This is a genomic window from Aliiglaciecola sp. 2_MG-2023 (genome assembly GCF_030548145.1).
GTDB classification, from domain to species: domain Bacteria; phylum Pseudomonadota; class Gammaproteobacteria; order Enterobacterales; family Alteromonadaceae; genus Aliiglaciecola; species Aliiglaciecola lipolytica_A.
The window spans coordinates 18673-31972 of record NZ_JAUORY010000024.1; the positions used below are offsets into that span (position 1 = coordinate 18673).

Below are 13300 nucleotides of genomic sequence, written 5' to 3' on the forward strand. Positions count from 1 at the left end.
AGATTCTACTCAGTAGCGTCAGAGTCTGGTTGTCCAGCGTCATCGTCTGCAACTTCAGCTTGTTCAGCTTCTACTGCATCTTCGCCTTCTAATAGCTCTAAATCTTCTGCTTCAATCTCTTCTATCTTCTGTAAGCCCACTACATGTTCGTCTTTGCCAGTACGGATTAGTCTGACACCTTGAGTATTTCTGCCCACGGTAGAGACTTCATCAACACGTGTTCTAACCAAAGTACCTTGGTCACTGATCAACATAATTTCTTGACCTTCGAACACTTGCACTGCACCAACCACTGCACCATTACGCTCAGAAACCTTGATGGATACAACACCTTGTGTTGCACGGCTCTTAGCTGGGTAGTCAGCAATAGGAGTACGTTTCCCGAAACCATTCTCAGTTGCGGTTAAAATCGCGCCGTCACCTTTAGGTACAATCAGTGATACCACTTTTTGGCCTTCTTGCAATCGGATACCGCGAACACCTGTGGCCGTTCTGCCCATTGGACGCAGCGCTAACAACTCTTCACCTGTTTCAGGGTCACGTTTTACTTCACCGGTTTCAGAATCACGTTGTTTTTCGTTAAAACGAACTACTTTACCTGCATCTGAGAACAACATAATGTCGCTTTCACCGTCTGTAATATCAACGCCAATTAATTCATCACCTTCGTTTAAGTTGACCGCAATGATACCGTTTGAACGAGGACGTGAATATTGAGAAAGTGCGGTCTTTTTAACTGTACCGTTTGCAGTTGCCATTAATACAAATTTACCTTCTTCAAATTCTTGAATTGGTAAAATAGCAGTAATACGTTCACCTTCTTCTAGTGGAAGAATATTAACGATTGGACGTCCACGAGCGTTACGACTAGCGAATGGTAATTGATATACTTTCAACCAATATAAGCGGCCACGGGTTGAGAAGCACAAAATATGGTCGTGGGTATTAGCAACCAATAACTTTTCAATGAAGTCTTCGTTCTTCATTTTAGTCGCAGATTTACCTTTACCACCACGTCGCTGCGCTTCGTAATCAGAAAGTTTCTGATACTTCACGTAACCTTCACGAGAAAGTGTCACTACTACATCTTCACGTTCGATAAGATCTTCCATGTCGATGTCGTGTGTAGCGGCGGTAATTTCAGTGCGTCTTTCATCACCATATTCGTCACGAATTAACTCAAGCTCTTCTCTGATCACTTCCATCAAACGTTCTGAACTAGACAAAATGCGTAATAGTTCAGCGATAACGTCTAATAGATCTTTATATTCAGCTAAGATTTTGTCGTGTTCTAAACCTGTTAGTTTATGTAGACGTAAGTCCAAAATTGCCTGAGCTTGCTGCTCAGTTAAGAAATATTCGCCTTCGGAAATACCGAATTGAGGTTCAAGCCAATCAGGACGAGCCGCATCATCACCAGCGCGAGCTAGCATTTCAGCCACATCACCTAACGCCCAACCACGAGCGACCAAAGATGCTTTAGCGTCACTTGGACTTTGCGAGGCTTTAATTAACTCGATGATTTCATCGATATTAACCAGGGCAATCGCTAAACCTTCAAGGATATGGGCACGGTCACGGGCTTTTTTCAACTCATAAACTGTACGACGGGTAACCACTTCTCTGCGATGCAGAACAAAGGCTTCTAAAATGTCTTTTAGATTAAATACGCGAGGCTGGTTGTTATCCAAGGCTACCATATTAATACCAAATACAGTTTGTAACTGTGTTTGAGCATATAAATGGTTTAACAGTACTTCTGCTGATTCATTGCGTTTCACTTCAACAACAATACGCATACCGTCTTTATCAGACTCGTCACGTAAAGCAGATATACCTTCTATTTTCTTTTCTTTTACCAGTTCAGCAATTTTTTCAATTAACCTTGCTTTGTTAACTTGGTAAGGAATTTCGTGCACGATAATGGTTTCTTTACCGCTATCTTCAGTTTCAATCTCAGCGCGTGCGCGCATGTAGATTTTACCGCGACCTGTGCGATATGCATCATCAATGCCTTTACGACCACTGATTAATGCTGCAGTTGGGAAATCAGGACCTGGAATGTGCGTCATGATTTCTTCGATGGTCATATCGGGATTATCGATAAGTGCGATACAGCCATTCACAACTTCAGTTAAGTTATGCGGTGGAATATTAGTCGCCATACCTACCGCAATACCTGAAGAACCGTTAACTAATAAGTTAGGTACGCGGGTGGGTAGTACGTCTGGAATATGTTCTGTACCGTCATAGTTAGGTACAAAATCAACGGTTTCTTTTTCTAAATCGGCGAGAAGTTCATGGGCTATTTTAGCCATTCTCACTTCGGTATAACGCATCGCAGCTGCGGAGTCACCGTCAACAGAACCAAAGTTACCTTGGCCGTCAACTAGCATATATCGCAAGGAAAATGGCTGCGCCATACGAACAATGGTGTCGTAAACAGCAGTATCACCGTGAGGGTGATATTTACCAATCACGTCACCTACTACACGAGCGGATTTTTTGTACGGTTTATTATAATCGTTTTTCAACTCATTCATGGCGAACAATACGCGGCGGTGAACAGGTTTTAACCCATCACGCACATCCGGTAGTGCACGTCCAACAATGACACTCATTGCATAGTCGAGGTAAGAATTTTTAAGTTCTTCCTCTATATTAATGGGGAGAATTTCGTTGGCATTGTCTGTCATATACAGCCTTGTCCCTAAATTATTATCTGAATCTACTGATGAAACTGGTCAAGTCAGTTTGAAAAGTTCGACTTCACTTATAGTTATAGTGGGTTCTAAATCGACTGTAGATTCTACCACCGAGAAAACAAAATAAATAGCCGTGATTAGCTTATATAGTGTGCAATCAAACAATTATTTAGCATATCTTCGGGTATAAAGGTCTGGTTATCTAAATTAATGACAGCTTATAATAGCAAACAGATGAAAAAGGAGTGAACAATGACCAATCAAAACGTAGACGCTGCAGAAATAGATAAGTTTTCGGCTTTAGCGTCTAGGTGGTGGGATTTAGAAGGTGAATTTAAGCCTTTGCATGAAATTAATCCGCTTAGAGCAGATTACATTCAGCAACGGACTAACGGGGTGTTCGACAAAAGCATTATTGATGTTGGATGCGGCGGCGGTATTTTATCAGAATATCTAGCTAAGCAAGGTGCACAAGTTTCCGGTATTGATATGGCTTCTGAATCCTTAGAAGTAGCGCGACTTCACGGTTTAGAATCCGGTGTAAAAGTAAGCTACCAACAAATCACTGCAGAACAAATGGCTGAGCAGCATGCCAATCAATTTGACATCGTGACTTGCCTTGAGATGTTAGAGCATGTGCCAGATCCGGCCTCAATTGTACGAGCTTGCGCTACGTTAGTTAAGCCTGGCGGTGATGTGTTTTTCTCCACATTGAATCGAAACCTGAAATCCTATTTGATGGCTATTGTCGGCGCAGAAAAAGTGTTGAACCTGGTTCCTAAGGGCACCCATGAGTATGAGAAGTTTATCCAACCCTCTGAATTATTAAGTTGGGTCGATAGCACAGATTTAATCACTAAACACATGACAGGTTTGCATATGAACCCCTTTTCCAAACAATATTACCTTTCTGAACAAAACGTTGATGTAAATTACATAGTGCATTGCCAGAAAAGTGAAGTGTAAAGATGGTCTCGAAAAACAATTTATTTAATGACAAGTACGCTGGCATTTTATTTGATTTGGATGGCACCTTGTTAGACACCGCGGCTGATTTGGGTAATGCCCTTAATCATGTGCTTGCCCATTATGATCGCCCAGCCTGCCAGCCTCAGGAATACCGCTGTGTTGCATCAGACGGTGCCCTTGGTTTGTTAAAATTGGGGTTTGCAGATGATTTTGAAGCCCTGTCAAAGCAAGCGTTGCAGAAATGCAGACAAATGCTTCTTGACCATTACGAACAGAATGTTTGTGTTGATACAACCTGCTTTGAAGGGGTTGAGGATAGCTTAGAGTTTCTGAATCAAAATGCTATTCCTTGGGGGATTGTCACTAACAAGCCTGGATTTTTAACCACGCAATTACTGACCCACTTCCCAATTATGCAAAGTTGCGGGATTGTCATCAGTGGCGACACTTATATTAAACGTAAACCTCATCCTCTGCCGCTTTTAGAAGCCGCCAGAGTGCTTGAAGTGAATCCACAAAATACCTTATATGTTGGTGACGCGCTTAGAGATATTGAAGCCGCCCGTAACGCAAATATGGTTAGTGTCGCGGCGCTCTATGGTTACATTAAAGATCAACAAGAAGTGATTAATTGGAAAGCAGACTTTGAGATAAGTCAGTTCAGTCAGTTACACGATCTAACTTAGGCACAAAATTCATCAAATTTATGTCACTCTCACATTTCATAAATGAACAGGGGGAAGCATAAAGAATACCAGATATAGTGACAGTTGAGATTTTAAACACTATATATCGTGATATTCTAAAAATAGATTTTGTCCTTCAAAAATAATTTAACTTTTTAATTTAATCTAAAATTTGCTTGCATTCGGCTTAACTCATTCGCTAATGCAGCTTCTAAGTTAGTCAATACTAACATATCAATTGGTTGAGTTTTTTTGGCGATAAAACCACCACATATTGGGTTGCAAATAGAGGTAAACACCTCTATCTTGTGCTCGTCACATTTTTTCTAACTATTCTAAAAAATAACCGGAAGTAAACGCTTTTCAATGCGATCAATTTACTCCATGAAGTGTGGCTAGAATTTAAAACGTTAATATACAAAAACAATGTGTTCGTTAAATTTTATTTTTCAGAGCATGGGGCGCTAATTATCTTATACGGCTATCAAATACATGAATAACTCTCTAAATGTCACGAAACGCGATGGTGAACGTGAAGTCTTAAATTTGGACAAAATTCACAAAGTCATAACTTGGGCGGCCAAAGGCCTAAAAAATGTTTCAGTTTCTCAAGTTGAAATCAAAGCTCACATTCAATTTTATGATGGTATCAAAACCGAAGACATTCATGAGACCTTGATCAAATCAGCAGCAGACTTAATTTCTACTGATACACCTGATTACCAATATCTTGCAGCTCGTTTAGCCGTTTTCCATCTGCGTAAAAAAGCCTATGGTCAGTTTGAACCACCTACTTTGCTTACTCACGTAAAAGAGATGGTTGCTAAGGGAAAATATGACCAACACATTTTAGAAGACTACTCAGAGCAAGAGCTGAATGAACTAGATCAATATATGGATCATTGGCGCGACATGAACTTCAGTTATGCAGCAGTTAAACAACTGGAAGGCAAATATTTAGTTCAGAATCGCGTGACCGGTGAAATCTACGAAAGTGCCCAATTTTTGTATATTTTAGTGGCAGCGTGTTTGTTCGCTAACTATCCAAAAGACACACGTTTAGATTATGTAAAACGTTTCTATGATGCCACATCATTATTTAAAATTTCTTTGCCTACGCCAATTATGTCGGGCGTTAGAACCCCTACCCGTCAATTTAGTTCTTGTGTATTGATAGAAGCTGGCGACAGCCTAGATTCGATCAACGCGACTGCCAGCGCGATCGTAAAATACGTTAGTCAACGAGCTGGTATCGGCGTAAATGCTGGGCGTATTCGTGCTCTAGGCAGTGAAATTCGCGGTGGTGAGGCTTACCACACCGGTTGTATCCCATTTTATAAATACTTCCAAACCGCGGTGAAAAGTTGCTCTCAAGGTGGTGTTCGAGGCGGCGCAGCAACCTTATTTTATCCGGTATGGCACTTAGAAGTAGAATCTTTATTGGTACTTAAAAATAACCGTGGTGTTGAAGAAAATCGAGTTAGACATCTCGATTACGGTGTTCAGTTTAATAAACTTATGTACACACGCATGATCAAGGATCAACATATCACGCTGTTCAGCCCCTCCGATGTACCAGGGCTTTATGATGCCTTCTTTGCGGATCAAGATGAGTTCGAAGCTTTATATGTTAAGTACGAACAAGATGATTCTATTCGTAAAAAGAAAATCAGAGCAGTAGAGTTATTTAGTTTATTTATGCAAGAGCGTGCAAGTACAGGGCGTATTTATCTGCAAAATGTTGATCACTGTAATACTCACAGTCCATTTAATCCGAAACTTGCACCGGTTAGACAAAGCAACTTGTGTTTGGAGATTGCCCTTCCAACCAAACCTTTGCAGCACATTAACGACGAAAATGGCGAAATCGCACTTTGTACCTTATCTGCATTTAATCTCGGCGCAATTGAAAGCCTTGACGAATTCGAAGAAATGGCTGACTTAGCGGTACGCGCACTGGATAGCTTGTTAGACTATCAAGATTACCCAGTCCCTGCTGCATACCGTGCGTCAATTGATAGAAGAACCTTGGGTATAGGTGTCATTAACTTTGCTTACTACTTGGCTAAAAATGGCAAAAAATACTCAGATGGAAGTGGTAATGCGCTAATACACAGAACCTTTGAAGCCATGCAGTATTATCTTCTTAAAGCTTCAAATAACCTAGCTAAAGAAAAAGGTGCTTGTCCTAAGTTCAATGAAACCACCTATTCACAAGGTATATTGCCCATTGATACCTACAAAAAAGATTTAGATAAGGTATGTGACGAGCCACTTCATTACGACTGGGAATCCTTGCGTAAAGAAATTGTTGAACACGGGCTGCGAAACAGTACGTTATCAGCATTAATGCCGTCAGAAACGTCTTCACAGATATCCAATGCGACAAATGGTATAGAGCCACCTCGTGGGCATATTAGTATTAAATCCTCAAAAGATGGCGTACTCAAACAAGTGGTACCTGAATACGATAGATTGAAGGAGCAATACGAATTGCTTTGGGATATCAATTCCAACGATGGTTACCTGCAATTATGCGCCATCATGCAAAAATTTATCGATCAAACGATTTCTGCCAATACGAGTTACGATCCTGGTAAATACGAAGGTGGAAAAGTACCTATGAAATTGTTGTTAAAAGACTTATTAACCACTTATAAATTGGGTATTAAAACCTTGTATTACCACAATACACGAGATGGCGCTTCTGACACTTCACAACTTGAATTGAAAAAAGAAGTCGCTACACCTTTGGCTCAAGAAGTTGTCTTGGAAGAAGATGATGATTGTGCCGGTGGTGCATGTAAGATCTAAACCAAAAACCAAGTTTGGTGGCGTATTGCGCGCCACCCAGTGTTAAACCTCACAGAGTACTGACGGTAAATGAAATACACCACTTTTAATCAAAAACCAACGAATCCTTTATTGGAACCTATGTTTTTCGGCAATCCAGTGAATGTTGCTCGATACGACCAGCAAAAACACAGTATTTTTGAAAAATTAATTGAAAAACAAATTAGTTTTTTCTGGCGTCCAGAAGAAGTTGACGTCAGTAAAGACCGGGTTGATTTCCAGTCTTTAAGTGACTCTGAAAAACATATCTTTATTTCCAATTTAAAATATCAAACTTTGTTAGATTCGGTTCAAGGAAGAAGCCCAAATATTGCATTTCTTCCAATTATTTCGTTACCTGAATTAGAAACGTGGACAGAAACATGGTCATTTTTCGAAACCATACATTCACGTTCTTATACACACATTTTGCGCAATTTATTCACTGATCCCAGTGCAATTTTTGACGACATTGTAGTGAACGAACAAATCAAGCAAAGAGCAGGTGATATATCAAAATACTATGATGACTTGATTTTCTATACTCAACTTTGGCAAACCCAGGGTGAAGGTGTACACACAGTTGATGGAGTTGCTTACACCATCACTATGCGTGAATTAAAGAAAAAACTGTATCTTTGTATGAACTCTGTCAATGCTTTAGAAGCCATACGTTTCTATGTTTCCTTTGCTTGTACATTTGCATTTGCCGAGCGCGAGTTAATGGAAGGTAATTCGAAAATTATTCGTCTTATTGCACGAGATGAAAATCTACATTTAACCTCAACTCAGCATATTCTTAATCTTTGGCAAAAAGGCAAAGATGATCCTGAAATGGCAGAAATAGCGGAAGAGTTAAAAGACCAAGCTAAAGAAATATTTATGCAAGCTGTTGAACAAGAAAAACAATGGGCTGGATATTTATTTGCACAAGGCTCAATGATTGGCTTGAATGAAGAAATATTGTGTCAATATGTTGAATATATTGCCAATCATCGCATGTCGGCTATTGGCATGGGTCAACCTTTTGATATCACCAGCAATCCGTTACCTTGGATGAATAATTATCTCAACTCTGACAACGTACAAGTTGCCCCACAAGAATCAGAAATAAGCTCTTACTTGGTCGGTCAAATTGACGCTGAAGTAAATGCCAGTGACTTTGACGACTTCGATCTTTAATGTCCGAGAAAAAACAATACGTGATCACCATTGACGGTGATCACCCCCCTATCCTCACAGACCAATCAGACACTATTTTAGAAAGCTTGGAAAAGCGCAATATCGAAGTTCACTATCATTGTCGAGAGGGATTTTGCGGTGCTTGCAGAAGTAAACTAATAGATGGTGACATTGACTACACGACAGATCCTTTAGCCTACATTGATGATGACGAATTTCTACCCTGTTGTTCGGTAGCATTGGGAGACATAAAAATTAAACTTGTATAGTTTATCAGTTATTCGCCCCATTAAATCATCCTTCAATCTAATGCCTTATCTTCATTTCAATTAGCCGCTGAGCATCCAAAATCCAGCAGTTAACGCCTAAATTAATTCAAATACTTTCAATAAAAATATACCTAAAGTAGTGGTTAACATTGAGCCTATGCTGGTCACCGCAATGATGGCGGCAGCCAAGTAATGATTACCGTGCATAGCTTGTACCATTGGATAACTGGCCGCTGCTGTGGGGGACGCACACATAAGGTACAAGACACCAAGCTCCTCACCTCTAAGCCCTATAAGAACGCCACCTAGTGTTATCACCAAAGGAAGCACTATTAACTTCATAGCGGATGACCAATAAAGTACCGAGGAAGAATGGAATTCCTTGATTCGAATAGACGCTCCGGCACATAACAAAGCCAATGGCAGCGTCATACCAGCGAAGTATTCACCTGTATGCAGCGCTATTTCAGGCACAGGCACATTCAACAGTGAAACAGCCACACCTAAAACAATAGAGATAATTAACGGGTTTTTACCAATATTGAGGAAAATAGAAGCGAACCCATTTGAGCCGTTTTGATGCATGTGTCGCGAAAACGTCACCACTGACAAGACGTTGAACAATATGGTTATTACCGCCAAATAGATTGACGCAATAGCTAGCGTGTCTTCGCCATATGCGCTGACCACAAATGCTAAACTAATAATCCCCATGTTACTTCTAAACGCACCTTGCACAAATACGCCTTTATCCGCTCGTTCAGAAATAAATCGTGTGGCGAAAACGTCCAAAAACAGAAACAAAACTAGGGTCGCAATAAAGCCGTAAATCACCAATGCAGTGGGTAAACCTTGCGTAAAATCAGTCATTGATAGTTTTGTGAAAAGCAAACACGGCAAGGTGACTTTAAATACTAAAGCGGACCCCATTTTGGCAAAATCATCATTCAACCAACCAATGCGTTTGAACAAAAAGCCCAAGCCAATGATAAAGAATATAGGTGTGGTTATCTGCAACGAAAAATTTAAGTCAGAAAGCAATTTGAGTCCTAATTAATGAATATGTAGGTAAAACGGGAATATTAAAAACAAAGTAGAACTATATTCTATTTGATTTGCGCCCTGTGTACTTGTTCATTTGAATCTATTTCAATAACACATTGGTAAATTTCAAAATTAAACACACTGCTTAATACTATTAAATCTCCGCTTATAGTTTTCTGCATTGTAAAGCTCGAAAGATTAACTGTTTTGAGCTGCCTCAAGACACTAGTTTTGCTCACTCCTTGGCTAAAATTAGCACACAGAAAAACCACCTCTTTACGGGCTTCATTCCAATAAAAAGCGAAGAGCAAGAGTCCTAAAATTGACAGTAAAAACAGTCCTATTTTCGCTCGTTTTTGCAGACTAGACCAGATAACCATGTACCTTCAAATTTACCATTGTTATGCAAGTTTACGGCTAAACCTAAAAGGCAGCAATAGAGGTAATTGTACGCATTTGCGGCTTATAGCTCTGCAGCAAAGCTCAACTCTTCTGGATCGTTTTTAGGTAAACAAACAACATGAGGTTGAAATTTATATGAAAAATAGCAAAGACATTTGCTAATAATTATACCAACACTCACTTCAATTGGATTCTTTGTTCGCCACATACAAAAAATCCGATAATTAAACTGATGAAAAGTGAGAGCTGACAAGCAAACTACAAACACATATTCAACGATTTAGTTATCGGATTCAAACCATACTAGCTCAGCCTGATTACACAGTGACCGCAGCTAATATGAGGGTACTTATTTAATGGAACCAAGCGTTATGCTTGGCTCCAATTAAATCTTTATTACTTTTCCAACTTAAGGAAGTAATCGAAGATTTCTGGAACGTTACCGTTACCCATGCCTTCATCGAATGCAGCTTGAAGGTTATGAGAAGTACCTTCAGCAATTTCAGCACGTGTACCAAGATCTTCAACCATCTTAAGGAAATAACCTAGATCTTTATTTGCATTAGCAATAGAAAAACCTAAATCACTTACACCATCAACAGCGTAATTCTTACAGAATTGCATAAATGGTGAATTAGATGGACCAGTAGACATGATGTCGAACAATTGTTGACGGTCAACACCTGCACGATCAGCTACAGCAAAAGCTTGTGACATAGTACAAACCGTTGTCATACCCATGAAGTTGTTAATTAGTTTAGTAGTATGACCGGCACCTAGTGCACCAAGATAAAAGACATTTTCGCCTTGTTGGTCAAGCACTGGTTTAACTTTGTCAAACGTAGCTTTATCTCCAGAAGCCATGATATTTAGAAGACCGTCTTTAGCGTGAGCTGGAGTACGACCTAAAGGAGCATCAACCATGCCCGCACCTTTCTTGGCAAGATCAGCACCAATCTTACGAGTAGAAGCCGGAATCGATGTTCCGAAATCAATCAATACAGCACCTTCTTTAATGCCTGCAAGGATACCGTCTTCGCCGTAAACAACTTTCTCGACAATTTCAGAGGTAGTAAGGGCAAGCATGATGATATCACTGGCTGCAGCTAATTCAGCTGCAGAAGTTGCGGCTTTTCCGCCTCGAGCAACAACTGCTGCAACAGCATCTTTATTCAGATCCATTACAATTGGCTCGTAGCCTTTTTTCTGCAAATTTTCTACCATATTGCCGCCCATCAGACCGAGGCCGATGAAACCGATTACTGGTTTTGTCATTTCTAACTCCTGGAGTTTTGGTATGTAAAGTTGAGTATAAAAGAATATACACCTGTTAAAATTTAAGCAAATGTAGAACAGCTATCAATATTGCTGTTCTTGAATGACTCAATCGGTGATTAAAAAATGGAATTTACTCAAATAGATGTTTGCTTATCTAACAATTACGAATAAATAAATACGTAAATTAAAGGTTAGCCTTTTGCAAAAATATCCTGACTAATTATAGCCAATTTTGAAACTCTACCATTCACACCAATTAGCAAATTTAAAAATCACATATGCAATGTCATTACCAAATGATCAAACCATTGTAGGAGATCTAAAACCATATGTCATTACCAAATTTAAAATAATAATAACAAATTGGTAATAATATACGGTTACCGACTGACTTTTAGACACAACAGCATAATTTTAATTATGTAAACTGATTAACTCATTCTGCCGCAAACCCACAGTTAAACGTCTAACCTGTTTTCTTGCGTTCTATAAAGCGTAGACTAAATAATCACAAAGATTATTTTTCTTAAACTTTCTGGTATTAACAATGAAATCGAATTGCTGATAAGTCATCGCGTAAGCGCATGCCCATTGTGGCGTAATTGGTCTACCTTCGGCACAAAAATTAACAGTGTTATCTAATTTACAGACGTTTCGGGAAAGTTGAACATCAGCCGCAGCAAAGCCAAGATATAAGCCGCGATGTAGCCAATGTTCATTCTTTTTTGGCGGCAGATACGTTACAAGGCGCTCGTCTCTAGTGCCTTATGCGGATTAGGATTAAACAAAATTAATTCTCTATTATTGCTCAAGCGCTTTGTGAAACGCCTCAATAAAGGCTGGGTAATCTTCAAAATGAGGCATGTGCCCTAACCCTTCTAACTCAAACAAAACCGAATCCTTGATTAATCTGTGAGCCTGTTTACCAAGTTTAGTATATTCACCTAATTTTCTAGTGACTCCAGATTTTAACCAACCTCGACCAGGCCCCGTCTTATCGCGTGTGCCGATAATCAAAAAGGTCTTATTTTGGATTTGTGGAAACTTAGCGACAATATTTTCAAAGAATATGGGCCCATAGGTCAATGCATTGTTCCAAGCAACAATTTGCCAATCGTCACCGGCTAACATTCCTGCTAAGGGAACAAGTAACTTTTCATATTCAGTTGACCATTTGCCGTCATAGTAATTATTTTTTTGATAATTTATTGCCCCAGCCAAGGTCGTTTTGAGCTCTCTTGCATAAAAGAAATTTATATCTTTAAATTCTACGTATTCACTGTAATTTTCAAGTCCAATAGGGTTAATTAGGATGAGTTTGTTCACTGAATCAGTGTAATTTACAGCAAAGGTCACTGCTAACATTCCGCCCATAGAATGACCGACAATGTCATACTTTCCAATCTTCAAACTATCCAACAACGACTTAGTATTTAAACCCAGTTGAGCAAAACTATACTGATAATAATTGGGTTTAGATGACTTACCAAAACCAATCTGATCGGGAATAATTACTCGGTAATCCTGCTTCACCAGATCGTTCGCCACTTTCTCCCAATAGTAACCGGAGAAGTTTTTACCATGTAACAGCACTATGACCTTTTCTGCGTCTTTTTTGCCCACATCCATATAGCGCATTTTCAGTTCTTGATTTTGCGAATTGAAAATAAAAGTATGTACGTCAAATGGATATTCAAACCCATCTAACTCTTTATTAAATTTGACGGTACTGTCAGCGAAAACTGGCAACGCAAAGCTTAAACAAGCAATTACGACTAACCCTCCAAAATATCTTTTCATGTCCTTCAATCCCTAATAATAATTTGATCTATTACGCATGATTAACTGCAAACTATCTCTATCACCCTAGGTATTAGCTTCTGCGTACGTATTAAATTTGCAATGCCTAGCATAAGTTGTAAAAACGTTACTC

Annotated in this window: 9 protein-coding genes; 5 read left to right on the top strand and 4 right to left on the bottom strand. The window is 39.4% G+C overall.

Going from position 1 to position 13300, the window contains the following annotated elements; all coding sequences use genetic code 11:
• Positions 1–5: 5 nt before the first annotated feature.
• Positions 6–2696: a DNA topoisomerase (ATP-hydrolyzing) subunit A gene (gene gyrA / locus Q4567_RS18520; RefSeq protein WP_216046696.1), complete on the bottom strand. Its 2691-nt coding sequence runs from the start codon at positions 2694–2696 to the stop codon at positions 6–8.
• 261 nt (positions 2697–2957) lie between these two features.
• On the opposite strand from gyrA, the gene ubiG reads away from it, so the two are divergent.
• The 5 genes from ubiG to yfaE all read left to right on the top strand — a co-directional run bounded on the left by ubiG (position 2958) and on the right by yfaE (position 8643).
• On the top strand, positions 2958–3671 hold the full coding sequence (gene ubiG / locus Q4567_RS18525) for a bifunctional 2-polyprenyl-6-hydroxyphenol methylase/3-demethylubiquinol 3-O-methyltransferase UbiG (protein WP_216046697.1): 714 nt from the start codon (positions 2958–2960) through the stop codon (positions 3669–3671).
• 2 nt (positions 3672–3673) lie between these two features.
• Entirely contained in the window at positions 3674–4360 is a 687-nt protein-coding gene (locus Q4567_RS18530) for an HAD family hydrolase (protein ID WP_303501528.1), read from the top strand.
• A 492-nt stretch (positions 4361–4852) separates the two neighbouring features.
• Positions 4853–7174, top strand: coding sequence for a class 1a ribonucleoside-diphosphate reductase subunit alpha (gene nrdA, locus Q4567_RS18535; protein WP_303501531.1), 2322 nt, complete (start codon positions 4853–4855; stop codon positions 7172–7174).
• A gap of 69 nt (positions 7175–7243) precedes the next feature.
• A complete protein-coding gene (nrdB, locus tag Q4567_RS18540; RefSeq protein ID WP_303501533.1) occupies positions 7244–8374 on the top strand; it encodes a class Ia ribonucleoside-diphosphate reductase subunit beta in 1131 nt (376 codons plus the stop codon).
• On the top strand, positions 8374–8643 hold the full coding sequence (yfaE, locus tag Q4567_RS18545; protein ID WP_216046701.1) for a class I ribonucleotide reductase maintenance protein YfaE: 270 nt from the start codon (positions 8374–8376) through the stop codon (positions 8641–8643). The genes nrdB and yfaE overlap by 1 nt, the downstream gene beginning before the upstream one ends.
• A 96-nt stretch (positions 8644–8739) precedes the next feature.
• Here the strand turns inward: yfaE and Q4567_RS18550 are convergent, their stop codons facing one another.
• The 3 genes from Q4567_RS18550 to Q4567_RS18560 form a co-directional block, all read right to left on the bottom strand.
• Positions 8740–9684 (bottom strand): AEC family transporter, encoded by a 945-nt coding sequence (locus tag Q4567_RS18550; protein WP_303501536.1) that lies wholly within the window; start codon positions 9682–9684, stop codon positions 8740–8742.
• A gap of 801 nt (positions 9685–10485) precedes the next feature.
• Complete coding sequence (locus Q4567_RS18555; protein WP_216046704.1) at positions 10486–11364, bottom strand: NAD(P)-dependent oxidoreductase; 879 nt, start codon at positions 11362–11364, stop codon at positions 10486–10488.
• An 804-nt stretch (positions 11365–12168) separates the two neighbouring features.
• Positions 12169–13167 carry an alpha/beta fold hydrolase gene (locus Q4567_RS18560; RefSeq protein WP_303501538.1) on the bottom strand — a complete coding sequence of 333 codons (999 nt, stop codon included), beginning with the start codon at positions 13165–13167 and terminating at the stop codon, positions 12169–12171.
• Between the last annotated feature and the right edge of the window lie 133 nt (positions 13168–13300).

What these genes read in the sequence shown, in the direction of transcription:
- Q4567_RS18560 (WP_303501538.1), bottom strand. Translation starts at nt 13,167, where the DNA reads ATGAAAAGATATTTTGGAGGGTTAGTCGTAATTGCTTGTTTAAGCTTT.
- Q4567_RS18530 (WP_303501528.1), top strand. Translation starts at nt 3,674, where the DNA reads ATGGTCTCGAAAAACAATTTATTTAATGACAAGTACGCTGGCATTTTA.
- nrdA (WP_303501531.1), top strand. Translation starts at nt 4,853, where the DNA reads ATGAATAACTCTCTAAATGTCACGAAACGCGATGGTGAACGTGAAGTC.
- nrdB (WP_303501533.1), top strand. Translation starts at nt 7,244, where the DNA reads ATGAAATACACCACTTTTAATCAAAAACCAACGAATCCTTTATTGGAA.
- Q4567_RS18555 (WP_216046704.1), bottom strand. Translation starts at nt 11,364, where the DNA reads ATGACAAAACCAGTAATCGGTTTCATCGGCCTCGGTCTGATGGGCGGC.
- yfaE (WP_216046701.1), top strand. Translation starts at nt 8,374, where the DNA reads ATGTCCGAGAAAAAACAATACGTGATCACCATTGACGGTGATCACCCC.
- ubiG (WP_216046697.1), top strand. Translation starts at nt 2,958, where the DNA reads ATGACCAATCAAAACGTAGACGCTGCAGAAATAGATAAGTTTTCGGCT.
- gyrA (WP_216046696.1), bottom strand. Translation starts at nt 2,696, where the DNA reads ATGACAGACAATGCCAACGAAATTCTCCCCATTAATATAGAGGAAGAA.